Below are 22,441 nucleotides of genomic sequence, written 5' to 3'. Positions count from 1 at the left end.
TCCCGAACGTCGGGGTGGTCAGGTCAGGGCGAGGATTCGGTCGATCGTGGTCGGAGCGAACGCCTCCGCGGGCAGGGAGTCCGGGCCGAGCAGCGGCGCGAGCTGCGGACCGGCCAGCACGGGATCGGACTCCCAGACAGCGCTGTAGGCCCGGCGGCGGGCGGCCCCCGCAGGGGTGAAGGTGGCGGCCAGGTCGGTCTTCACCCGGGCCGTCACGCGCAACCGGCGCAGGCGCTCACGGCGTTCCTCCCCGTACGGGCGAAACTCTTCCGGCGACCAGACGGCGCTCGTGGCCAGGATGTCGCTCACCCACCGCACGTCCCGCATCGCGATGGCCAGGCCCTGGCCGATGATCGGGTCGTTCCAGCCCGCGGCATCGCCGATCAGGACCACGCCGGGCGCGAAGGGCACGTCGGTCCAGCTGTCGTTCAGCGGGTGGAACGCGCACTGCCGGACCGGCTGCGCCGCACCGAACATCTCACTGCCGGGGATGCACCGGAAGCCGAAGGCCTGGAGGAAACGCTCGTCCCGGCCGGCACCGGCGAACCGACCCTTCTGAGCGATGTCGTGCAGGAGGTACAGCCGGGCCCGGCCGTCCGTCCGGGGCAGGACGTAGAAGTGCAGGTCGCCTTCCGTGCCTTCGGCGAGCTGCCCGGCCGGCCACGCGTGCAGGCCGTCGACGAGGAGCCCGCCGCACATGGTGCGCGGAGTGGTCTCGTGCAGCGGGATCCGCCCCTGACGGCGTACCGTCGACCGCCGCCCGTCAGCGCCGACCACGAGCCGGCAGCGCAGCCGCCGCGTCGTGCCGTCGTGCGTGTACCGGACGGCCGGGGCCGGTCCGGGCTCGACCTGGACGTCGCCGGCGCCCCGGACCACCGTCGCGCCGGCGGTCGCGGCGGCCTGAGCCAGCGCTTCGCACGCCTCCGGGTGGCCGACGTTCAACGTGCCCGGGACGCCGGGCAGCAGCTGGTCCAGCGCCATGGCGCCGGCTTCGGCCTGCGTGGGGTCGTTCACCTCGTCGTACGGCACCGCACGAGAGGCGTAGCAGCCACCTGCGGCGAGCAGCGGCCTTTCCAACCCGAGGCGCTGCAGCTCGGCGACGCCCCAGCAGGCCATCACCTCGCCGCGGACCTTGTCCCGGTAGACGGTCTGGCGTTCGAGGACCGCGACCTCGTGGCCCGATCGGGCCAGCACGGCGGCCAGCGCCGAACCGGCGATCCCGCCGCCGACCACCACCACATCGGCCGTGCCGTTCATCGTCGTGCTCCTTCCGGGCGCAGTGAGATCGGGCAGGGTGAACGTGATGTCTTCGGGCGCCACCCGCGGTTTCTCGACCTCGATGCGGCCCGACACGCCCAGGACCGCGGGGACTTCGGCGACGAGCTGTTCCGGTGTCGACGCCGCCGCGGTGACACCGATCCGGGGCGCGCCGCGCAGCAGACCGGGGGTGAGCTCGGTCGCCTCCTCGACGGACACGGCCTGTGCACTCGGCCGAGTGGCGACCTCCACGTGCCGGCTGGCGTTCGGCGAGGTGCGGGAACCGACGACGAGCGCGAGATCGGCCCGGCCGGCGAAGCCGCGGACGGCGTTCCGGCGATGGGGCGTCGCCCGGCAGGTGTCCTCGACGCGGAGAGGCCTGCTGCGCCGGGGAACCGCGGTGCAGCGCGATGACGATCTCGCCGACCCCGTCGGCGGCCGGCGTGAACGCGATCTCGTACGGTTCGCCGGCCTGGAGGCGGTCGGCGTCTTCCGGCGTCTCGACCAGGTGCATCGACTCCGGCGCCTCTCCGAGCGTCTCCTCGGTTTCCTCGTGCCCGCCGTGACCGATGTGGGCGATGGTTCGCCCGACCCACACGTGCCGCCGCACCTCGGAGCGCACCGTGGGGATCGACTGGCAGGTCGCGTCGATCGTGACGAGCCGCCGTCCGGCCGCCCGGCGCACGGCCGGGGACACTCCGTGTGCGGAGAACACCGTTGCCGCTCCGAGCACTTCGTCAACCTCGTCGACGAACACCGCGCCCCGGGTGATCAGCTCGGCGGCGATGCGCTTGTTGTGCAGGATCTGCTTGCGTCCGTGGACCAGCGGTCCCGGGCGGTCGTGGGCCAGTTCGGCGATCTCGACCGTCGGGTCCGCACCCGCGCACGCGGACCGGGGCGCGGCCGGCAGGACGGTCCGGTCGGCGTGCGCGGACGACCACGCTACGATCGCGGCGGCGACCGCCTTCTCCGCCCTCGGCGGTACGATGCTGGTGGGAACCGGCGGCGAACAGGGTTCGGCGTGAGCCGGCAGACTGGCGGTACGCGACATCGCAACCGGCACGGCGTTGTTCGGCCGCGACGGCCAGCCTGCCCCGCAGCGCGAGGACCACCTCGTCGGCGAGCTGGGACACGTCCACCTGGGTCCGCCCGCGCGAGGGGTACGCACACATTTCGAGCTTGCCCGGCCGCAGGTCAAGCGACTGCGGCATCTCGCTGCCGACCTCCACCTGTTCGACCGGCGGCGCGGACGACGAGACGCGGATCGTGTGCCCGATGTCGTGGATGTTGCCGGGCTCGACGCGCACGCCGGCGCGGCCGGCCCCGGTCGCCACCAAGACGTGCTTCGGCTGGTCGTCGATGTCCGCGCTCACCGGGATCCGTGACTTCTTCGCGATCGCCGGCAGTGCCTGGGCGTGGTCGGCCGATGGGCACAGGGTGCGGACGTTCTCGCAGCCTGCGTCGGCCGGTTCGGCGATCTGCCGGAACGTGCGGTCGATGTCCGTGGTGACGGTGGTCGTCATCGACTGTGCCGGGACGGGGTGTTCGCTGCCCGCTCCAAGGTAGCCGACAGTCAGCCGGCGGGTCTTGCGGCGGAGTGCGGTGTCGGGCACGGGGGTCACCTCCCTGTGGTGGGTTGCGCGCCGACGTACCGGTGCGGCAGCATGCGGGCTTCCCCGGCGATGGCGGGAGCCGGTATCGACACGGAAACCCGTCCGAGGTGGTGGGGCGGCCGCTGCCGGGGAACCGCAACGACTGGTGCGCCTGGGAGCGGTCCGGAGGCAGGGTTCGCGCTCGCATCGAGCACGTCTTGGCACGGATGAAGTGCTGGAACATCCTGGGTGACTGCCGGCTGCGCGGCGACGGCGTCCATCAGGCTGTGCTCGGCGTGGCCCGCCAGCACAACCTCGCCGTCACCGGATAAGCCATCCATGCAGAGCCCTCACGAGCGAACCCCCACCACTTGGAAATCATGTGCGAGAGATCTGGTACCACTTGGCCGGGGTCGCCATTCCCCGGCTATCCCCACCGCGCCGAAGCTAGCACCGGGCAAAACAGGCTGCAAGGGGTTCTCCCGTCGAAAACCGGACGGCTCCTTCAGTCGAGTGTCCGCGTTTTCACTGTCGCCGGGTGCGCGAGGTGACCGATTATCCCCCGTCCGGTCAATCGCCCGGCGGCGCATGCTCCGCGCCATTCTCACCGGCTTGATCGAACCGGCCGTGTCACGTTCCTCAGACAATAGATCTTGGAAGAAATTACGCGGTGGTTCCGGCGGAAAAGAATGTCTGAAAAGCGATTCGTGGAACGTGTTCACAGGGACTGTGCAGGCGCGGCGCATGGTCAGAGAGCCGGCGGCGCGCCCCGGCGCGCCTGGAGCACCCCGGCCGCGCCGAGGACGAGGACCAGGGCGGTCGCGGCCAGGAAGGCCGTGCGGTAGCCGGCCGCGTCACGTGCGTCGTCGCTCGTCATCGCGACGACCGTCGCGTAGACGGCGACACCGATCGCGCCTCCGACCAGGTGGTTGGCCGTTTCGAAGATGCCCGACGCCAGTCCCCTCTCGTCCGGTTCCACGTCAGCGACCGCCTCGTGCGTGACGACGATGAAGATGGTGGGGAGCGCGACGCCCAGCACGACCAGCGGGGCCATCAGGTCGGTCAGGTAGTCGGCGGGCACCGGTGCCCGGGCAAGCCAGAGCAAGGCCAGCACGACGCAGCCGAAGGCGACCGACAGGACCGCGCGCGGCGAGCGCCGGGCGAGCAGCCCGCCTGCCGCCAGCGAGACGAGCAGCGCGACGACGTCGACGGGCAGCAGCGCCACCCCGGCCTCCAGCGGTCCGTACCCGAGCGTGTTCCGCAGGTACAGCGTGCCGGTGTACACGATCGAGATGAACGCGAGAGCGTTGGCACCCACCGCCAGCGACGCGGCACGCAGGCTGCGGATGCGCAGGATCTGGAGCCGTACCAGCGGCGCGGGTGCGCGCCCCTCCCAGAACACGAACGACCCGAGCAGCACCACCCCGGCGAGCAGGGAGAGCACGGTGGGAATCGCGGTGATCCCGTCGTGCTCCACTCGGGTCAGGCCGAACAGCACCGCCATCAGCCCGAGACTCAGCAGGACGGCCCCGCCGCCGTCGAGTTCGACCGCGAGCCCTTCGGCCCGGGCCTCGGGAAGCAGCACCCGGCCGGTGACGGCCGCGGCCGCCGCAGGCCCGGCCATCAGCAGGAAGACCCAGCGCCAGCCCAGGACGTCCGTGATGAGCCCTCCGAGCAGGAGACCGCTCATGATTCCCAGCGCCGCCATGGCGGCCAGCAGCGAAAGGGCTCGGGTGCGGGCCGGGCCGGGCGGATATAGGGAGCCGATGAGTGCGAGCGCGGCCGGGACCGCGGCGGCGGCCCCCAGCCCTTGCACCACCCGCGCGACGGCCAGCAGTACCAGGGTCGGCGCCAGTCCCGCCACCAACGAGCCGCCGGCAAAGAGCATCATCCCGCTCACAAGCAGGCGCCGCCGCCCGTACAGGTCCCCGAGGCGGCCGCCGAGGAGCAGCACCCCGCCGAAGGCCAGGCCGTAGGCGGTCAGTGTCCACTGTGCGTCGATCGCCGTGACACCCAGTTCCTTCTGCAGGTTCGGCAGGGCGATCGCCACGGCCAGCCCGTCGGCTCCGACAAGCAGGTGCGCGGCACAGACCACCGCCAGGCCGAAAGCCGCCCGCGCCCCACCGACCGAGGAATACGTCATTGATCCGGTGTACCCATCCCGGCGATACGGTTAACGGCGGCGGACAGGAAATTCTGCTTTCGTCCAACGGTGTCGCCGTGGACTATTTCCGCGCGGGTGACGTCGGCTATGGATGGTCGACGAGGCGGTTTTGCAGCGTGGCGTGTCTGAAAACCGGTAGACGGCGCCGACCGTGCTGAGGATGTGTCGTAATGTGCCTCCTTGAGCAATCCGAGCAGACGCAGCGTCGTCCGGTGCCGAGCAGTGAAGGTCGCCATCACCAACGCCAGTGGCAGCGCGAGTACGACTTCCACCTGCCGCACCGAAACCCCAGGGGTGGCGCGCGCGGGAAGCGGCCATGCGCGACTTCGAAGTGCCCGGCCATTGCCGACCGTGCCGGCCGTGCCGACGCGGAGCGCGCGGGGATGGGTGTCGGCCTGCTCCCGGATCGCGCGGCATCTGTCCCCGGCACCGAGCGGGCGGCGCCAACCGTCCGCTCGGGGCCGGGTTCCCCAGTGCGGCTCGGGTGACAGCGATGACCCGATCAGCGGCCGAGGCGGCGGAACTCGCCCTGCGGGCCGCCGAGGGCTGCTCCGGGACGGCGACGCGGGCCGGCGTCACGCCGCCGTAGGCGGGTTCTGGACGTCGAGGGTGACGAGGCGGTCGTATCCGTACCGTTCGTAGAGGGCGTCCCCGATGAGCGCCAGCTCGGGCGGCGGCCCGCCGAAGCCGCCACGGGGCTCGGTCCTCCAACGGACACGGCCGCTGGCCCGCTCGAGTGAGAGGACGCCTCCGCCGGGTGCGGCGAAGTACAGCGGCGCGTCCGGCCCGGCGGGGATCAGGGGCTCGGTGAGGTCCGCCAGCAACGTGGCACGTCTCCACAGTTCGCGGCCCGTCGCGGCGTCGATCGCGGAGACGTCGCCGTTCGGACTCACGCAGTACAGGACCGTGGCGGTCATAGCGGTGCAGTGCTGGTTGTTGTCGAGGGCCAACGGCACTTCGCGCACTTTCCGGCCGCGACCGGCCGCTGTAGGTCTGCTGAACGACCGGCCAGGCGCCGGCTGGCGGCGGGGGCGGCGCGTAGGTGCCGCTGGCGGCGAGACTGTGCAGGTCCGCTGGGTTCCCGAACGGCTGACGGCTGTTCACCGTGCCGGCTCGAAGACGCCCAGCACCGTGGAGGGCGCCGTCCCGGTGGCGTCGATGAACCATTCCCGCCCGAGGACACAGCCGAACACGGGGGCCGGGAGGCGGATCAGGGCCCGCATGACGGGTGCCAGCCGTCCGGGGCCGTTGACCTGGGACCGGTGGGCGGCGAGCGCCGCCTGCTTCTGGCGGGCGTAGGCGCGGACGTTCACCCGGTGGGTGATGGCGGAGCCGGCGCTGTAGGCGGTGCCCGGGGTCACGGCGTCGTGCCGCACCGGCAGTTTCAGCCGGTCCACCACCTTCAGCGTCCGGGCCACCACCTGGCGCGGGATGGTGGCTTCGAGTACCTGTCCGACACCGGCCAGGGCCGCGGCGTGCCGGCCGATCTCGTGCACTTTGACGTGATCCCGGTGCCCGTAGCCGCCATTGGCGTCATAGCTGAGCAGAACCTCGGCGCGCTCTTCCCGGAGGATCGCGGCGAGCCGCCCGGCGGCCTCCTCCGGTGCGGCCCGCGCGAAGCGGACACGGTCCGGTGGATCCGGGTACAGCAGCGGTCCGTTGCCGCTGTCCGCGTAACCCAGGTGCACCACCCGCGCCGCGCCCAGTACGGCGGCGCTCGCGCGCAGTTCCCCCATGCGCGGCGACCCGCCTGGCCCGACGGCGCCCATCGCGCCGTCCGTGGCGACCACGATCACCACGCGGTGTCCTTCGGCGGCGGCACGGGCCAGCGTGCCGCCCGTCATCAGCACCTCGTCGTCGGGGTGGGCGTGAAAGGCCACAACCGTTGCCATGACGACATCCTGCACCATCAGCCCGCTGCGGAGCGTTCGGTCGGCCAGGTGTTACGGCAGATACCAGCCGCCCAGCCGTCCGACCCGGCCCGGCAGTCCTCGGACCCGCATCCTGCTGTCCTGGGCGCGGGTTTCCCACGTGAGCAGCGCGTCGGGCGTCCCCCACGCCTGTGCGGCGAGGGCGTTGATGCGCCCCTCCACGTCCCGGAGGTGCCGGCCGATCCGTTGGATCGCCCGGTTGAACCCGCGCAGCCATAACAGCGCCAGCACGAGGACCAGGAGGGCGATGTACAACGCGGGACCGCTCGGAGCGATCCTGTCGGACGCGGCCAGCAAGGCGGAGACGACTCCGGCGAACCCGATCATCTGCATCCGTGAGGCCACGCGCTGCGTCACCTCCTCGCGCAGGGCGCGGTACTCCTCGAACAGCGCCGCTATCTCACGGTCGATCTGACGCTGCGGCACGGGTGCACCCGCGGGAACGGGAGGGTCGACGGAACCATCGGGCGGCATCTGTCCCTCCCCGGTGCGCACGGTCGGCGTTGCGGACATACCCACAACGGGCCCGGACCACACGAGTTCGGTCGTTCGTCATTTCCCGGCACCCGAGACACCGACGGACAGGGTCAGCCGGTCCGTCGGTGATCAAACGGAACTTCGAGCCGTACGTGCCCCGGTCCACAAAATTCGGTCCTGTCAGCTCTCCCTTTGCAGGGCTCGCACGTTCACGGAGTCGACTGCGCAGCGGGACCGGTCCAGCTCGACGCGAGAGCCAAGCTCGTCGAGGACCAGACGGTGGAGCTTCGCCCACACCTTGGCCTTCGACCACTCCGTGAAGCGCCGGTGAGCTGTCGGTCCCGACGGCCCGGGCGAGGCGGACGGCAGTTGCTGCCAGGTGCAGCCTTCCACGCGCGGGCCGAACCGGCTCCGGGGCCTCTTGCAGGGTGTGTCCTACCACGCCCGCGCGTCGTGGGTGCGCCCCGCAGGCATCTTCCTCAACCCCGAGACGGACGGCGGGGCCCCGCTGCCGTCAGCTGGGCCCCGCCGGGGTGCGGCGTCATCGGTGAAGGTCAGACGGGTGCCGGCCGGGATCGGTCGCCCGTGGGTTCGAGGCGGACGACGATGCCCTTCGACGTGGGCTGGTTGCTTGCGTCGGCGACGCTGTCGAGCGGCACCAGGACGTTCGTCTCCGGGTAGTAGGCGGCGGCCGAACCCCTGGCCGCCGGGTAGGACACGACCTCGAAGTTCTCGACCCGGCGCTCGGTGCCGTCCTGCCATACGCTGACCAGGTCCACGCGATCGCCCTGGGCGAGGCCGAGTTCGGACAGGTCGGCCGGGTTGACGAGGACCACGTGGCGGCTGCCGTGGATGCCGCGGTAGCGGTCGTTGTTGGTGTACGGGACGGTGTTCCACTGGTCGTGCGAGCGCAAGGTCTGCAGCAGCAGGTGGCCCTCGGGGGCCCGGGGGACCACCCGCTCGTTGCAGGTGAACCGGGCCTTGCCGGTCTCGGTCCTGAACACGCCCTCGTTGACCGGGTTGGGTAGCTGGAAGCCTCCCGGGCGGGTCACGCGGGCGTTGAAGTCGTGGAAGCCCGGCACGATCCGGGAGATGCTGTCGCGGATGGTGTTGTAGTCGCCCTCGAACTTGGCCCAGGGGATGTCCCCCTCGCCGCCGAGGGTCAGCCGGGCGAGCCGGCACAGGATGGCGACCTCGCTCAGCAGCATGTTCGAGGCCGGTTCGAGTCGTCCCCGGGAGGTGTGCACCTCGCTCATGGAGTTCTCGACGGTGACGAACTGCTCGCCGTCGGCCTGGACATCACGCTCGGTGCGCCCCAGCGTCGGCAGGATCAGGGCAGTGTCGCCGCAGACGGTGTGCGAGCGGTTGAGCTTGGTGGAGATGTGGGCGGTCAGCCGGCATGAACGCATCGCCTTCTCGGTGACCTCGCTGTCGGGCGCCGCGCGCACGAAGTTCCCGGCCAGCGCGAGGAAGACCTTGACGCGGCCCTCCAGCATCGCCTTGATCGAGTTCACCGAGTCCAGGCCGTGCGGGCGCGGCGGATCGAAGCCGAACTCCTTCTGCAGGGCGTCCAGGAAGGTGTCCGGCATCTGCTCCCAGATGCCCATGGTGCGGTCGCCCTGTACGTTGCTGTGGCCGCGCACCGGGCAGGCGCCCGTGCCGGCGCGCCCCAGATTGCCGCGCAGCATCAGGAAGTTGACGATCTCCCGGATGGTGGGCACGCCGTGCTTGTGCTGGGTGATGCCCATCGCCCAGCACACGATGACGCGTTCGCTGCGCAGGACCTCGTCGCGGACCTTCTCGATCTCCTCGCGGGTCAGTCCCGTCGCCGCGCGCACGTCGTCCCAGTCGACGGTGCGGGCGTGCCGGGCGAACTCCTCGAAACCGGAGGTGTGGGCGTTGATGAAGTCGTGGTCCAGGACGGTGCCGGGACGCGCGTCCTCCGCCTCCAGCAACAGCCGGTTAAGTGCCTGGAACAGGGCGAGGTCTCCGCCCGGCTTGATGTGCAGGAAGCGGTCGGCGATCTGGGTGCCCCGCCCTACGACACCACGCGGCTTCTGCGGGTTCTTGAAGCGTCGCAGCCCCGCCTCCGGCAACGGGTTCACCGCCACGATGCGGCCGCCGTTGCGCTTGGCCTCCTCCAGGGCCGACAGCTGCCGCGGGTGGTTGCTGCCCGGGTTCTGCCCCACCAGGAAGATCAGGTCCGCGTGGTGGAGGTCGTCGAGGCTCACGGTGCCCTTGCCGACGCCGAGCGTCTCGTTCAGGGCGAAGCCGCTGGACTCGTGGCACATGTTGCTGCAGTCGGGCAGGTTGTTGGTGCCGTAGGCGCGGGCGAAGAGCTGGAAGACGAAGGCGGCTTCGTTGCTGGCCCGCCCGGAGGTGTAGAAGACCGCCTCGTCGGGCGAGTCCAGCCCCTTGAGTTCCTGCGCGAGGACGCCCAGGGCGTCGTTCCAGCCGATGGGCTCGTAGTGGTCCGATCCGGGCCGTTTGATCATCGGCTCGGTGAGCCGCCCCTGCTGGTTGAGCCACATGTCGGAACGGGCCGCCAGATCGGACACGCTGTGCTCGCGGAAGAAGTCGGCGGTGATCCGGCGCGTGGTGGCCTCGTCGTTGATGTGCTTGGCGCCGTTCTCGCAGTACTCGTTGCGGTGGCGCCGGCCCGGGGCGGGGTCCGCCCACGCGCAGCCGGGGCAGTCGACCCCGCCCACCTGGTTCATGGTGAGCAGGTCGACCCCGGTCTTGCGCGGGGAGGTCTGCTCCAGGGAGTACTCCAGCGCGTGCACGACGGCGGGGACCCCGGCCGCCCACTTCTTCGGCGGTGTCACGGAGAGGGAGGTCTCCGGCTCCTCACCGGGCGGGTTCTGCATCGCTTGGCCTTTCTCTTGCCGTGTGCGGTACGCGGGTCAGCCGACGGGCCACTGGGCGACACGGCTCCTGGGCGGTTCCGGGGTGTCGTGCTGGACCCGGCCGTTGCGGATGGTGCCGCGCCAGGCGCCGCCCTCCTGGCCGAGCCCTTCGATGAAGTGCTTGAAGTTCACCAGTTCGGCGCGCACCAGTCGGGCGGTCAGCCCCGCGACCCTGGACGAGCGGGTGAGGTACTTCGCGGCCCCGTGCGGCTGGAGGAGCACCCGGACCGTGATCGCGGTGCCACCGGACTCCGTCGGCCTGAACTCGACCTCGCCCTGGTGGGTGGGGTGCTGCTCCAGGCCACGCCAGGCCAGGTAGGCGTCAGGGTCCTGTTCCACGATCTCGACCGAGAAACGGTGACGCAGGGGGCCGTAGCCGATGGTCCACGCGGTGACGGTGGGCCTGATCTGCTCGACGTCGCGCACCACGGTCGAGAAGCGCGGGAACGTCTTGAACTGCGTCCACTGGTTGTAGGCCGTGCGGACCGGTACCGCGATCTCGACCGTCTCCTCGACGTGCCGCTCGCGCAGCGGACGGCGGCGTGTGACGCCGTCGCCGTCGGAGCGCGTGCCCGGGGTGTTCGGCACGGCCTGCCCGCCGTCGTCTTCGTGCGCCATCATGGTCCTTCTTCCGGTGAGGGAGCCGGGTGTCCGGGCATCCGGCCTCTCCTCGAGGGTCAGGGCATCTCTTACGATTCCCCGATCCTGCGATTCGAGTCACCCGACCGCGTAGGCGTCCCGGGCGGCCCCGAGCGCGCGGCTCGCAAGAGGGGTGCCGAGCCGGGGCGTGGTCGGGGGCGGTCGGGGGGCGTTGGGCACGGGCTGCTCCGGGTGGCCGACGGTCACCTCCAGCTTCAGCCCGGGCACGGCCACCCGCCGCTCACCGTGACCCCGCAGGTGACGGGCGACCTCGCCGCGAGGATCGTCCAGCAGGGCTATGCGGACGGTGATGCGCCTGCCGACCGGCTCGCGCTGCACTGCACTGCACTGCGAAAGCCTGCGCGACGGCCGTGACGATCTCCAGGCCGTGCCGCCCGACCCGGCCGGCGTCCGCGGCCCGGGCTAGAGGAGCACCGGATTGGAGTCCCGGACCACGACCTCGACCGTGTCCCCGGTGATGCGCAGGTCCAGCAGGCTCGGGCCGGGAGCGTACCTGCCGGCGTTGGTGACCAGCCCGCTGACCACCAGCTGGGTCAGGTCCAGGGCGCGCTGAGAGACCGGCGGGCCGTGGTCGGCCTGCACGCGGGTGTGGAAGTCGGCGGCCGGGTGACGGACCTGGCCGATGACCGTGCCATCCCCTTCCAGGGCCACGGTGGCCCGCGGGGCCCGCGCGCCGCGCGGTCGACGGCATGGGGGGCCGTCACCGCGCAGCGCAGTCCGCCGTTCGGAGCGGCGTCGCGGATCGCCCGTCGGCTCCTTCAAGAGGCGGAGCGGAAAGAGGACGGGATGGGGATGTCCTCGTACGGGGTAGGCGAGCGGGACGACGCGGGGCGGCCGGCGCGCTGCTTGAGGGAGGTCAACGTATGCAATTCGACGACGATGCTGCTCTGGACACGTCCGAGGTCGAGGACGGCCGGGGAGGTGCGCTGGGCGGGATACCGGGCGGCGGGAAGACCATCGGGGGCGGGCTGGTCGGGCTCGTGGTGCTGGTCGCGTCCGTGCTCTTGGGTGTCGACCCGGGCATGTTCGGCTCGGGCAGCGGCGACACGTCCTCGTCCGGCAAGTCAGCCGCGGACCTCGCGGCGGACTGCCGGACCGGTGCCGACGCCAACCGCAAGGAGGAGTGCCGGATCGTCGCCGTGGTCGACAGCGTGCAGGCATTCTGGAAGCAGACGGAGACAGCCGCCGGCAAGCCCTACCAGCAGGCCCCGACGTTCCTGTTCACCGGCAGCGTGAACACCGGTTGCGGGAACGCGACTTCCGACGTCGGCCCCTTCTACTGCTCGGCCGATGACAAGGTCTATCTCGACCTCGGCTTCTTCAACGACCTGAGCAGCAAGTTCGGCGCCGAAGGCGGTCCGTTCGCCGAGGCCTACGTCATCGCGCACGAGTACGGCCACCACCTCCAGGACCTCAGCGGAACGATCTCCCGCGGCAGCGGAAAGGGCCAGAACAGCGGCTCGGTGAAACTCGAGTTGCAGGCGGACTGCTACGCCGGAGTGTGGGCCCACCACGCCACCACCACCCCCGACCCCAAGAGCGGTAAGCCACTGATAACCGACTTGACGAAGGACGACATCAACCGCGGGCTGGACGCTGCCGCCGCCGTCGGAGACGACCGTATCCAGCAGCGCTACCAGGGCAAGGTCACACCCGACACCTGGACCCACGGATCAGCGAGCCAGCGTCAGCAATGGTTCTCCACCGGCTACCGCACCGGCCGCGTCGCCAGCTGCGACACGTTCAGCTGACCAGGCCGACAACCACGGTCCGCCTCGACAGGTGACTGCTTCCAGGACCGTGCCGTCGTCGCGCCCGGGGGCAGCACGGCTGGGCCAGGTATCGGCCGGCATGGGCGGGGTGCCGCGACACAGCCGGCTGCCAACCACGCCCGCGCGACAAGGTACGGAGACGAAGTCGATCTGCTGGTGCGGATCACCGCAGCCACCCGCACCGCAGTCGTCTCCGCCTATGCCCAAGCGGCCACCGATCTTCTCGACGCCGCCCCGGCCGACCCGGAGCGGGCCGCAGCGGCGTTCCCGGCCTGTCTGCGGCCGACCCCCGGCAGCGGCCGGCACCGGTGACTCGTCGTGCGGGACGACCTTTCCGACCCCGCAGACTGCGCGACCAGTGACCGCCAGTCAGCCCGCACGGCCGCACCGCCGCTCTCACCGGCAGCGATCGACGCTTGGTGCCAGTGGGCCTGTGCACCGAAGACGAGACCCCGGCCCACCTGACCGCCACGCTGGCCGCCCACAGCCGCACCCATCCCGCCCGCAGCACTTGGCGGAGCCAGACCTTCGGGTCGACGCCGGTGCGACGAGCCCAATACCCCCAACGCGGGGACATCTGTGGCTCGGCGCCGGCCCGTCACGCTGGAGAGCCACCGCCGGCCGGACTCGGCAGAGTGTGTGCCAGGTAGGGGCCCGGGGGTCGTTTCGGCGGGGTGTTGTCCAGGCCGTCGCCGTGGGCGAGAACCCGGTCGGTGATCTCCTCGGCCGGCACGTGACGGCGGCGGAACGTCGTGCACCGCTGGGTCACCGCGGTGAGTTCCTCCTTGGCCGCCGGGCGATGTCGAGTCCCGTGAGGGCGGGCCGGTGGAGAGCGGCGGCCTGTGCGGTGACCAGCAGGTTGTCGAGCGTGCTGAGGTCGGGGGCCGCGATCGCCCGGTGCCGCCAGTGGGCGACCCGCTCGGGGAACCCGGCCAAGCGCTGAGCACCGAGTCGTCCGGTCGTCACCGACCGGTCAGGGGGCCGGTCACCCGGCCCGCTGGGTTGTCTCCCCGGCCTGGGCGGGTACCGCGGGCAGGGGGACGGTGCAGGAGGCGCAGCGTCGAGCCTGGGCCGGGACGGGGCTGAGGCACTCGGGGCAGTCCCGCTTGGGGGCTTGGACGTCGTGGTGGGGGGCGAGGCGCTCGTGCAGCTTGTTGATCGGGAGTACGACGAGGAAGTACAGCGCGCCGGCGAGGAGGAGGAAGCTGATGGCCGCGTTGATGAAGGTTCCGTAGGGGAACTTGGTGCCGCCTACTGTGAAGGTCTTGCGGGCCATGTCGCCGGTGGCGCCGGTGGCCAGTCCCACGAGCGGGGTCAAGAAGGCGCTGACGAAACCGTTGACGACGGCGGTGAACGCCGCTCCGATGACGATGCCGACCGCCAGGTCGACCACATTGCCGCGCAGGATGAAGCTGCGGAAGCCCTTCACCTTTTCACCCCTTCAAAGCCAGTGACGTCGACGGGCGGCCACCCCGGCTCCCCACCCCGGATGCCCTGCCAGGTCTCACCCATGCCTGCTGGGCGGCGGCACCACGGCAGCGCCGGCTCGCCGCGGCTTCCGTCCATGTCGCACCGGCCTTCCCGTCCCCTTCAGGCACGTCCGCCGGGCCTGGCTCCGGGACAAGGACGATCACAAGGCGCGACACGCGGTGGAGTGCGGGACCAGTCGGCTCAGGCGCCATCGCGCGGTCGCCACACGGTACGACGACCTCGCCGTCCGCTCCTACGCGAACCGCTCGCAGCCGTCAACGAGCAGCTATGACCAGCGCTCCTGCACTTCCCGGTGAACTACCGCGAGACACCCGTCACAGGATCCGCCCGCCGTGCAGGTCGTCCGCGAAGCCGGCCGTGTCCGTGAGTCCGAAGGCCACGCGCTGGAGCAGGAATCCGTGCAGCAGCCCCATCACCACGCGGGCCGCGCGGTCCGGGTCCGTGGCGGCGGGCACCGTGCCCGCGGCCCGGCCGCGGCGCAGAGCGTCGGCGATGGTGGCGCGGACCTTTTCGAAGCCCTCCGCGGCCGGGCCGCGTACCTCGTCGTTACGGAGCACCTCCGCCCACGTCTGCACGACGCAGCGCAGCAGCTCCTCCACTGCGACCTCGTGCCCCGTCGCGTCCTGCACCGTCTCGCCGCTGATCGTGTCGAGCGCGGCGGCCACCAGTTCCGCGACGGACGGGGCGTCCGCGCTCTCGGCCAGCCGCTCGACCGGTTCGAAGATCAGCCGGAACGCGTCGCCCGTGATAGCGAGGATGATCTCCTCCTTGCTGGTGAAGTAGCGGTAAGGCGCGCCGGCCGAGACGCCTGCCTCCGCGGCGATGTCCGGCATGGAGGTCTGGTGGAACCCGTCGCGGGCGAAGCAACGTCGGGCCGCAGCCACGATCTCCGCGCGCTTCGCCTCGCGGCGCTCGGCTGTGATGCGCGGCATGGTCACCTCCTTCATCGTGAATGAGCATTCATCTTGACAGCTCTGCCGTTCCGGGAACACCCTGAAAGTGAACGATCATTCACGGAAGCGGGCCACTCCACGGACTCCCGGAGAGGAGATCCACTGATGAGCACCGAGCTGAGCATCGGCGTCTACGCCTACGAACACACCGAGGCACTGTTCGACGGCCGGGTCACGGTCGACGGGGTGGACGCGACATTCGAGACGGCACCGCTCGTGTCGGACATCTTCCGCCGCGCCGTCGAGGGACGTTACGACCTCGCCGAGTTCGGTCTCACCTACTTCCTGCGAACCGTCGACCTCGACGACGCTCCGTTCCTGGCGCTGCCGATCCTGCCCAACCGCAACTTCCGCCACTCGGCGATCTTCGTGAACACCACCAGCGGGATCGTGAAGCCGCGGGACCTGGCTGGCAGGACCGTCGGCGAGTTCGCTCTCTACGGCCACGACGCCGGGATCTGGTCGAAGGGCATCCTGGCCGACGAGTACGGCGTGACCCCCGACCAGTGCCGCTGGGTCGTCGGCGGCACCAACCACCCCATCCCCGCCTTCGACTGGGTCCCGCAGCCGGTCCCGGACGGCGTCGACGTGCGCCACGCGGAGCACGGCCAGACCCTGGGCGCGATGCTCGAATCCGGCGAGATCGACGCACTGATCTCCGTCGACGTGCCGCAGGCGGTGCTGGACGGCTCCCCGAAGGTCGCCCGCCTGTTCCCCGACTACGAGGCCGTGGAGCGCGACTACCACCGCCGCACCGGGATCTTCCCCCCTATGCACATCATCGCGATCCGCAGGGAGCTTGCCCATCGGCCGGGCCTCGCACGGGCCGTGTACGACGCCTTCACGCAAGCCAAGGAACTCGCCGAGCGCAAGTACCTCGACGACGCCATGAAGCAGCATATGAGCGTCATCACGCCGTGGTTCAGCGCGCTGTTCGAGGAGAACCGCCGACTGCTCGGCGACGACTGGTGGCCCTACGGCGTCGCCGCGAACCGCAAGGCCATCGACACCTTCTTGCGCTACCACCACGAGCAGGGCCTGTCGAAGCGCAAGCTGACGTCCGAGGACATCTTCGTGCCGGAACTCCTCGACACCTGAGTCGAGCGGCAACGGCGTTCCGGGCTTGCCGATCCGAGAAGGCGACCCCGCGAAGACCTTTGCGCCGGGGTGGACGGAGGCCGCGACGGGTGCGGTTCCCCGCGGCTGGCCCCCTCCGCGTCGCAGCCGACGCACACGATGCGGGCCCGATCGACGCGGTGATCGCCCTCGGAGGGAACCACCTGCTGTGCCACAACCCCGTCCGCGTCCGGTCGTTGCCGCCAGCCACCTCGCCGCACGGGCCTGTCGGCTGGCCGGACCCGGATCCGGCCTCTTCGTCCTCGGCGCCACCGGACTGCCGCGCGAACGCCGGGCCATCGCACCCAGGCGGTACGCCGGTATCCCGCCCGTGGAGCAGACGAGGAGGTCGCAGACGCAGGTGTCGCGGCCTCGGTCCGCGGGCCGTTCGGACAGGGCGGCGACGTCGATCAGTGACGCCCCGTCCACCACGAGCATGCCGATCCCGCGATGTGTGGCCGCATCCGGGTTCAAGCCGTCCATGCCATGATCGTAATCCCCTTAAGTGACATGTCAATCATTACAGGCGCATCCGAAAGCAGTTGACACGTCATATAAATGCTTCCTAGGGTGTGCCGGGTACGGGCCGTCACCGGCCGCGCCGCCGCCCACGCGCACCGGGCGATTCCCGCGCTCGCACCGGGCGATTGCCGCGCTTTCAGCAGGAGATGAGGACCCGTGGACGTCAACGAAAAGATCATCAGGGACGCCTACCAGGTGGCCGAGGTCCAGGACATCCCCGGCTGGATCGCCTCCTTCACCGAGGACGGCACCTTCACGGACCAGTCGGTCGGCATCACCTACCGCGGCCAGGAGATCGGCGACCCGGTGAAGAACTACGCCCAGGCCTTCCCCGACATGCACCGTGAGCTGTACGACGTCTATGTCCAGGGCGACATCGTCATCGTGGAGCTGTCCCTGAACGGCACTCACCGGGGCCCGCTGAACACGCCGATGGGTGTCATCGCACCCACCGGAAAGGCCATCAAGGTGCCCTGCTGTGACGTGTTCCGGGTGCGCGACGGCAAGATCGAGTCGTTCAACTGCTACCCCTCCGGCACTGTTCTGTTCGGTCAGCTGGGCGTGCTGACCAACCTGGAGGCCGTGCTCGACCAGTGACCCGCCCGGCCTGCGCAGGGCGGGCCCCCGCCCCGCGCACCCGTGCGAAGTCCTCCTCACGCAGCCCGACCTGTGGGCTTCCCCTGGTCCGAGGGATCTTCGCCGGCACCGCACGGCAGTTTCATGGCTGTCCCCCATCACATCAACAAGGAGCACCACCATGGCCGGGAACCCCCGCAACATCGCTCTGGAGCCTGCCGCGCAGGCCTTCGTCGACGCCACGTCCGAGCCGCCCTTCCTCTACCAACTCCCCCCGGCCGAAGGCCGCAAGGCGGTGGACCAGGTCCAGGACGCCGAAATCTTCAAGCCCGAGGTCGACGAGGAGTGGGTCGACGTCCTGGGCGGCCCCACCGGGAGCGTCAAGGCCCGCATCGTGCGTCCCAAGGGCACGACCGGCACGGCCCTGCCCGTCATCCTCTACACACACGGCGCCGGCTGGGTCTTCGGCGACGCCCACACCCATGACCGGCTCGTACGCGACCTCGCCGTCGGTGTCGGCGCCGCCGTGGTCTTCCCCGAGTACGACCGCTCGCCGGAGGTCGGCTACCCCGTCGCCCTGGAGCAGAGCTACGCGGTGGCGCAGTGGGTGACGGCCAACGGCGCCGACCGCGACCTGGACGCACGGCGCCTGGCGGTGGCGGGCGACTCCGTCGGCGGCAACATGGCGATCGCCCTGACGCTGCTGGCCAAGGAGCGCCGCGACGTCCGCTTCGTCAAGCAGGTGCTGTTCTACCCGGTCACCGACGCCGCCTTCGACACCGACTCCTACCACGAGTTCGCCGAGGGCTACTTCCTCGCCCGCGAGGGCATGAAGTGGTTCTGGGACCAGTACACCACCAGCGAGGAGGAGCGCGGCCGGAGCACCGTCTCCCCGCTGCGGGCCGGCCTGGAGGAGCTCAAGGACCTGCCGCCGGCGCTGATCATCACCGCCGAGGCCGACGTGCTGCGCGACGAGGGCGAGGCCTTCGCGGCCAAGCTGCGCCGGGCCGGCGTGGCGGCGACCAACGCCCGCTTCGGCGGCATCGTCCACGACTTCGTCATGGTCAACTCGCTGCACGAGACCGAGGCGGCCAAGCACGCCATCCTGCTCGCGGTCGCCAGCCTCCGGGAAGCCCTGAACACCTCCGCCTGACACCCGGGCGGGCGGTCACCCGCTCACGTGCGTGACCGCCCCCCTCCCTCCGGGCAGCGCGCCCGCACAGCCCCGCACAGCACAGACAAGCCGGCACAGGCAGCGGGCAGAGCACCTTTCTTCGCGCCGGACGCGGGCGTGTGCGCCAGGCGTGGCGGCCTCCCGCCCGCGTCCGCCGGCCCGCAGAGACGGACCAGCACACCGCTTTCCCGCCCCCTTGCAGACGTCCCCTCGCGCCGTCCGTCCCTGTCGGCGCCCCTCCTGGAAGTCGGAGCACATCCATGCGTTCACCAGTTCATTCCGGCCCGGCCGCGGACCAGGCCTCCTTCAACCCGTCCCGGCGCAACCTGCTGCGCACCGCCACCGTCGCCGGCCTGGCAACCGCCGTACCGGCCGTCCTGGGCACGGACCTCGCCTCCGCCACCACCTCCGCCGGTGCCGTCGGCCCGCTGGACCTGCCCGCAGCCACCAGCCGGATCACCCCGCTGAACCTGCGTGTCCCGGAAGCCCTGCTCCAGGATCTGCGTCAGCGGCTCGCGCACGTCCGGCTGCCCGAGCAGGAGACCGTCACCGACAACTCCCAGGGCGTCCAGCTCGCCAAGCTGACCAGCCTGCTGCGGTACTGGCGCACCCAGTACGACTGGCGCCGTTTCGAGCGCCAGATCAACACGCTGGGCCAGTACCGCACGCAGATCGACGGCCTGGGCATCCACTTCCTGCACGTACGCTCCCGGCACACCAACGCCACCCCGCTCATCCTCACCCACGGCTGGCCGGGCTCCTTTGTGGAGTTCGTGAAGGCGATCGGCCCCTTGACCGACCCCACCGCTCACGGCGGCAGCGCGCAGGACGCCTTCCACGTGGTCGTCCCCTCGCTGCCCGGCTTCGGCTTCTCCGACCGGCCGAGCACCACCGGCTGGACCACCGCCCGCATCGCTGCGGCCTGGGCCACCCTGATGGAACGCCTCGGCTACACCCGCTACATCGCCCAGGGCGGCGACTGGGGCGGCGGCGTCACGACCCAGTTGGGCAAGCTGCGCCCCAAGGGCCTGCTGGGCGTCCAGCTGAACTTCCCCGAGTACACCTTCAGCCCGCCGGTCACCGACACCGTCACCGCCGCCGAGCAGACGGCGCTCGCCCAGATACAGACCTTCTCCAGCCAGCTCTCCGGATACTTCCAGGAGCAGTCCACCCGCCCGCAGACCCTCGGCTACGCCCTCGCCGACTCCCCTTCCGGCCAGGCTGCCTGGATCTACGAGAAGCTGCTCGACTGGACCGACAACACCGGCCGGCCCGAGGGTGTCCTCTCCCTCGACGACATGCTGGACAACATCACCCTGTACTGGCTCACCGACACCGCCGCCTCCTCCGCCCGCCTGTACTGGCAGAACTACGGCGCCTCGGACCTGACCAGGCTCGACCTGCCGGTCGGCCTGAGCGTCTTCCCCCACGAACTGGTGCGCAGCCCGAGGATCTGGGCCGAGCGCGCCTACAGCAACCTCGTCTACTTCAACGACCAGATCCCCTACGGCGGCCACTTCGCAGCCTTCGAGCAGCCCCGGCTGTTCGCCCAAGAGGTCAGGAAGTTCGCCCGGCTGGTGAAGTGAGCGCAATCCCCCGCGCACACCCGGGGCATGGGCCGCGGTGAGGGCGGCGACGGCAGGGCTGGACACGCCCGCCGTCGCCGCCCTCACCGGTGAACAAGCCGGTCGGACCGGGCCATGTCGCCGCCGTCCGCAGCGGACACCGGCCGCGCCCGGCCCGATCCGGCCCTGCAGGGCTGGGGCGCGCTGTGCATCCCCGGCCTCGGCGACGCCGAACGGCTCCTGCGCGCCGGCGAGTACGCCGCCGTCGTCATCGAGGTGCTGAACATCTGGCGGCACACCTCTGCGGACATGCCCGTAGGCCACGCACGCCTCCGCCCGGAGTACGGACACCGTCTCCTGCTCGGCCTCGGCGCCAGCGCCGCCGCCCAACGCGCCGGAGGCTCCTACCGTCCCCTGGCCGCGCTCGACACCTACCTCGGCGCCCTGGACCGGCACGCCGAACCCGTCCCCGCCGACGAGCGCCTCGTCGCCGCGATGGGCCCCAGCTCACCGAACTCGCCGGCCGGCGCAGCGCCGGCACCCATCCCGCTTCACCGAGGACGACCTCGCCCACGGCCGGCCGGAGCCGAAACGGCCTGGGACCGAAGCGGAACGGAAAGAGCGGGAGAAAGAACGGGCAGGCAGATACTGGAAGCGTCAACCTTCTCATATGGTGGACGCATGGATGAAGCACCTCACTGGCTGGACCCGGTCGAAAGCCGGGCCTGGCGCGGCATGCTGCGCATGCACGACCTGCTGGTCAACCAGACCGGCCGGACCCTGCAGCGCGACTTCGGCCTGTCGGCGACCGACTACTCGGTACTGGCCGAGCTGACCCGTGCCCCCGCGGACCGATTGCGCATCCAGGACCTCGCGAAGGTGCTCGGGTGGGAGAAGAGCCGGGTCTCACACCACCTCGCGCGCATGACCAGGCGCGGCCTCGTCGGCCGCGAGGAATGCGCCGACGACGGACGCGGCGCGTATGTGCTCGTCACGCAGGCGGGCCGTGAGGCCATCGAGGCCGCCGCGCCACGGCATGTGGAGGACGTCCGCCGTCTCTTCCTCGACCACCTCACCCACGGCCAGACCGCCCTGCTCGCGGAGATCACCGACGCGGTCATCGCGAAGAACGAAACCAGTCAGTGACACGGTGAGGCGCGGCGCTCACATCCGCGTCCGCGCGCACGGCGCCTGCCTCGTCGGCGATTCGGTCCGATCCTCCTGCTGACTTCACTCAAGGGCGACCTGGCGGCGCCGACGGAATACCCGGCTTCGGCTGTCCGCCCGGTCCGTCTGGACGGATGGCTCCACGCCGGAGTGTGCGGGGCCGTTCCGGTCGGGCCCTGCACACTCCGGCGTGTCCGGCTCCTCCTCGAGTGTCATCGTCCCTGCCGTGCGGTGCACGACGCGGACGGCCCTGCGGAGGCGGCCGCCGCGCTGTGTGACTGCGCTGCGGCACTTCCTATGCTGGAGCGCTGGTTGACGGAAAACCATCGGTGATTTGACCTATTTACTTAAGCCGATGCGTAGACCGTCCCCGCCCTTACCGCACGGGGGCCGTGCCTGCCCTCCGCCGCCGGCACCCCGCTGCTCACGGTGCCCAACGACGCAGCCGGTGGTGGACCGCACGAGGGTGTGAGATGACGACCGCACCGGGGTCGGCGGCACGGAGCCGTGTCAGGCCGCCGACCGCTGGCAACTCGGCCACCACGAGAGCGCACTCGCCTCTCCCGCCAGATGAACACCCGCAACTAGTTGACACGTCACCTTCTCGGTTCTATGTTCATTGAAAGCTAAACGAACGCGCCCGGCTGCAGAGGCCGGGCCACCCCGGGAGTTCAGGAGCAGATCATGGGACAGCTCACCGGCAAGACAGCGGTCGTCACCGGCGGCACCAGCGGCATCGGTCTGGCAACCGCCCGCCGCTTCCGCGAGGAAGGCGCCCGCGTCTACATCACCGGCCGCCGCAAGGACACCCTCGACAAGGCCGTCGCCGAGATCGGCGGCGACGTCACCGGCATCCAGGCCGACAGCGCCGACCTCACCAGCCTGGACCGCCTCTACGCCACCATCGCCGACGCCGGCCACCACATCGACGTCCTCTTCGCCAACGCCGGCGGCGGCGAGTTCGCCACCCTGGAGCAGGTCACCGAGGAACACTTCGACACCACCTTCGACACCAACGTCAAAGGCACCCTGTTCACCGTCCAAAAGGCACTGCCCCTGCTGAACGACGGCGCCTCCGTCATCCTCACCGGCTCCACCGCCGCCACCGTCGGCAACGA

20 protein-coding genes and 5 pseudogenes are annotated in these 22,441 nt (G+C 70.8%); 9 read left to right on the top strand and 16 right to left on the bottom strand.

Features of this window, described 5'->3' with window-relative positions; all coding sequences use genetic code 11:
- Positions 1 to 18: 18 nt before the first annotated feature.
- The 4 genes and pseudogenes from AB0946_RS35760 to AB0946_RS35745 form a co-directional block, all read right to left on the bottom strand.
- Entirely contained in the window at positions 19 to 1,257 is a 1,239-nt protein-coding gene (locus AB0946_RS35760; RefSeq protein WP_366764934.1) for an FAD-dependent oxidoreductase, read from the bottom strand.
- Between the two features lie 117 nt (positions 1,258 to 1,374).
- Positions 1,375 to 1,614 (bottom strand): annotated as a pseudogene (locus tag AB0946_RS35755) (4-hydroxy-3-methylbut-2-enyl diphosphate reductase); the annotation flags it as partial.
- 175 nt (positions 1,615 to 1,789) lie between these two features.
- Positions 1,790 to 2,107 (bottom strand): annotated as a pseudogene (locus AB0946_RS35750) (4-hydroxy-3-methylbut-2-enyl diphosphate reductase); the annotation flags it as partial.
- Positions 1,995 to 2,870: a flavodoxin-dependent (E)-4-hydroxy-3-methylbut-2-enyl-diphosphate synthase gene (locus AB0946_RS35745; RefSeq protein WP_366764869.1), complete on the bottom strand. Its 876-nt coding sequence runs from the start codon at positions 2,868 to 2,870 to the stop codon at positions 1,995 to 1,997. The gene AB0946_RS35745 and the pseudogene AB0946_RS35750, both read right to left, overlap by 113 nt.
- Before the next feature lie 107 nt (positions 2,871 to 2,977).
- Between AB0946_RS35745 and AB0946_RS35740 the strand changes: the two are divergent.
- Positions 2,978 to 3,181 (top strand): annotated as a pseudogene (locus AB0946_RS35740) (IS5/IS1182 family transposase); the annotation flags it as partial.
- A 416-nt stretch (positions 3,182 to 3,597) separates the two neighbouring features.
- Here the strand turns inward: AB0946_RS35740 and AB0946_RS35735 are convergent.
- The 9 genes and pseudogenes from AB0946_RS35735 to AB0946_RS35695 all read right to left on the bottom strand — a co-directional run.
- Complete coding sequence (locus AB0946_RS35735) at positions 3,598 to 4,992, bottom strand: MFS transporter (protein ID WP_366764868.1); 1,395 nt, start codon at positions 4,990 to 4,992, stop codon at positions 3,598 to 3,600.
- Positions 4,989 to 5,285 (bottom strand): hypothetical protein, encoded by a 297-nt coding sequence (locus AB0946_RS35730; protein ID WP_366764867.1) that lies wholly within the window; start codon positions 5,283 to 5,285, stop codon positions 4,989 to 4,991. The genes AB0946_RS35735 and AB0946_RS35730 overlap by 4 nt, the downstream gene beginning before the upstream one ends.
- Before the next feature lie 303 nt (positions 5,286 to 5,588).
- Entirely contained in the window at positions 5,589 to 5,969 is a 381-nt protein-coding gene (locus AB0946_RS35725) for a PQQ-binding-like beta-propeller repeat protein (RefSeq protein WP_366764866.1), read from the bottom strand.
- Positions 5,970 to 6,113: 144 nt separating this feature from the next.
- The gene (locus AB0946_RS35720) at positions 6,114 to 6,905 is read right to left on the bottom strand and encodes a PIG-L deacetylase family protein (protein ID WP_366764865.1); all 792 of its coding nucleotides are present in this window, start codon (positions 6,903 to 6,905) and stop codon (positions 6,114 to 6,116) included.
- A 51-nt stretch (positions 6,906 to 6,956) separates the two neighbouring features.
- Entirely contained in the window at positions 6,957 to 7,370 is a 414-nt protein-coding gene (locus tag AB0946_RS35715; protein ID WP_366764864.1) for a hypothetical protein, read from the bottom strand.
- Positions 7,371 to 7,505: 135 nt separating this feature from the next.
- Positions 7,506 to 7,808 (bottom strand): annotated as a pseudogene (locus tag AB0946_RS35710) (IS5/IS1182 family transposase); the annotation flags it as partial.
- A 167-nt stretch (positions 7,809 to 7,975) separates the two neighbouring features.
- On the bottom strand, positions 7,976 to 10,288 hold the full coding sequence (locus AB0946_RS35705) for an FdhF/YdeP family oxidoreductase (RefSeq protein ID WP_366764863.1): 2,313 nt from the start codon (positions 10,286 to 10,288) through the stop codon (positions 7,976 to 7,978).
- A gap of 36 nt (positions 10,289 to 10,324) precedes the next feature.
- A complete protein-coding gene (locus AB0946_RS35700) occupies positions 10,325 to 10,945 on the bottom strand; it encodes an SRPBCC family protein (RefSeq protein WP_366764933.1) in 621 nt (206 codons plus the stop codon).
- A gap of 294 nt (positions 10,946 to 11,239) precedes the next feature.
- Positions 11,240 to 11,638 (bottom strand): annotated as a pseudogene (locus AB0946_RS35695) (ATP-binding protein); the annotation flags it as partial.
- Positions 11,639 to 11,850: 212 nt separating this feature from the next.
- On the opposite strand from AB0946_RS35695, the gene AB0946_RS35690 reads away from it, so the two are divergent.
- A complete protein-coding gene (locus AB0946_RS35690; protein ID WP_366764862.1) occupies positions 11,851 to 12,738 on the top strand; it encodes a neutral zinc metallopeptidase in 888 nt (295 codons plus the stop codon).
- Positions 12,739 to 12,915: 177 nt separating this feature from the next.
- Positions 12,916 to 13,071 (top strand): hypothetical protein, encoded by a 156-nt coding sequence (locus tag AB0946_RS35685; RefSeq protein ID WP_366764861.1) that lies wholly within the window; start codon positions 12,916 to 12,918, stop codon positions 13,069 to 13,071.
- Positions 13,072 to 13,524: 453 nt separating this feature from the next.
- Here AB0946_RS35685 and AB0946_RS35680 read toward each other — a convergent pair whose 3' ends face one another.
- The 3 genes from AB0946_RS35680 to AB0946_RS35670 form a co-directional block, all read right to left on the bottom strand.
- Positions 13,525 to 13,695, bottom strand: coding sequence for a hypothetical protein (locus AB0946_RS35680; RefSeq protein ID WP_366764860.1), 171 nt, complete (start codon positions 13,693 to 13,695; stop codon positions 13,525 to 13,527).
- Between the two features lie 49 nt (positions 13,696 to 13,744).
- Complete coding sequence (gene mscL / locus AB0946_RS35675; protein WP_366764859.1) at positions 13,745 to 14,188, bottom strand: large conductance mechanosensitive channel protein MscL; 444 nt, start codon at positions 14,186 to 14,188, stop codon at positions 13,745 to 13,747.
- 376 nt (positions 14,189 to 14,564) lie between these two features.
- A complete protein-coding gene (locus tag AB0946_RS35670; RefSeq protein WP_366764858.1) occupies positions 14,565 to 15,182 on the bottom strand; it encodes a TetR/AcrR family transcriptional regulator in 618 nt (205 codons plus the stop codon).
- A 126-nt stretch (positions 15,183 to 15,308) separates the two neighbouring features.
- Between AB0946_RS35670 and AB0946_RS35665 the strand changes: the two genes are divergently transcribed.
- The 6 genes from AB0946_RS35665 to AB0946_RS35640 all read left to right on the top strand — a co-directional run.
- Complete coding sequence (locus tag AB0946_RS35665; protein ID WP_366764857.1) at positions 15,309 to 16,301, top strand: 4,5-dihydroxyphthalate decarboxylase; 993 nt, start codon at positions 15,309 to 15,311, stop codon at positions 16,299 to 16,301.
- Positions 16,302 to 16,997: 696 nt separating this feature from the next.
- Positions 16,998 to 17,438: a nuclear transport factor 2 family protein gene (locus AB0946_RS35660; protein ID WP_366764856.1), complete on the top strand. Its 441-nt coding sequence runs from the start codon at positions 16,998 to 17,000 to the stop codon at positions 17,436 to 17,438.
- A gap of 160 nt (positions 17,439 to 17,598) precedes the next feature.
- Positions 17,599 to 18,570, top strand: coding sequence for an alpha/beta hydrolase (locus AB0946_RS35655; protein ID WP_366764855.1), 972 nt, complete (start codon positions 17,599 to 17,601; stop codon positions 18,568 to 18,570).
- Positions 18,571 to 18,851: 281 nt separating this feature from the next.
- Complete coding sequence (locus AB0946_RS35650) at positions 18,852 to 20,177, top strand: epoxide hydrolase family protein (RefSeq protein ID WP_366764854.1); 1,326 nt, start codon at positions 18,852 to 18,854, stop codon at positions 20,175 to 20,177.
- Positions 20,178 to 20,837: 660 nt separating this feature from the next.
- Positions 20,838 to 21,302 carry a MarR family transcriptional regulator gene (locus AB0946_RS35645; protein WP_366764853.1) on the top strand — a complete coding sequence of 155 codons (465 nt, stop codon included), beginning with the start codon at positions 20,838 to 20,840 and terminating at the stop codon, positions 21,300 to 21,302.
- Between the two features lie 705 nt (positions 21,303 to 22,007).
- Positions 22,008 to 22,441 (top strand): SDR family NAD(P)-dependent oxidoreductase (locus tag AB0946_RS35640; RefSeq protein ID WP_366764852.1); only part of this gene is annotated, 434 nt, incomplete at its 3' end.

Source organism: Streptomyces sp. NPDC046870 (assembly GCF_040704595.1).
GTDB classification, from domain to species: Bacteria; Actinomycetota; Actinomycetes; order Streptomycetales; family Streptomycetaceae; genus Streptomyces; species Streptomyces argyrophylli.
This window is presented reverse-complemented; position numbering and strand designations above follow the sequence as displayed.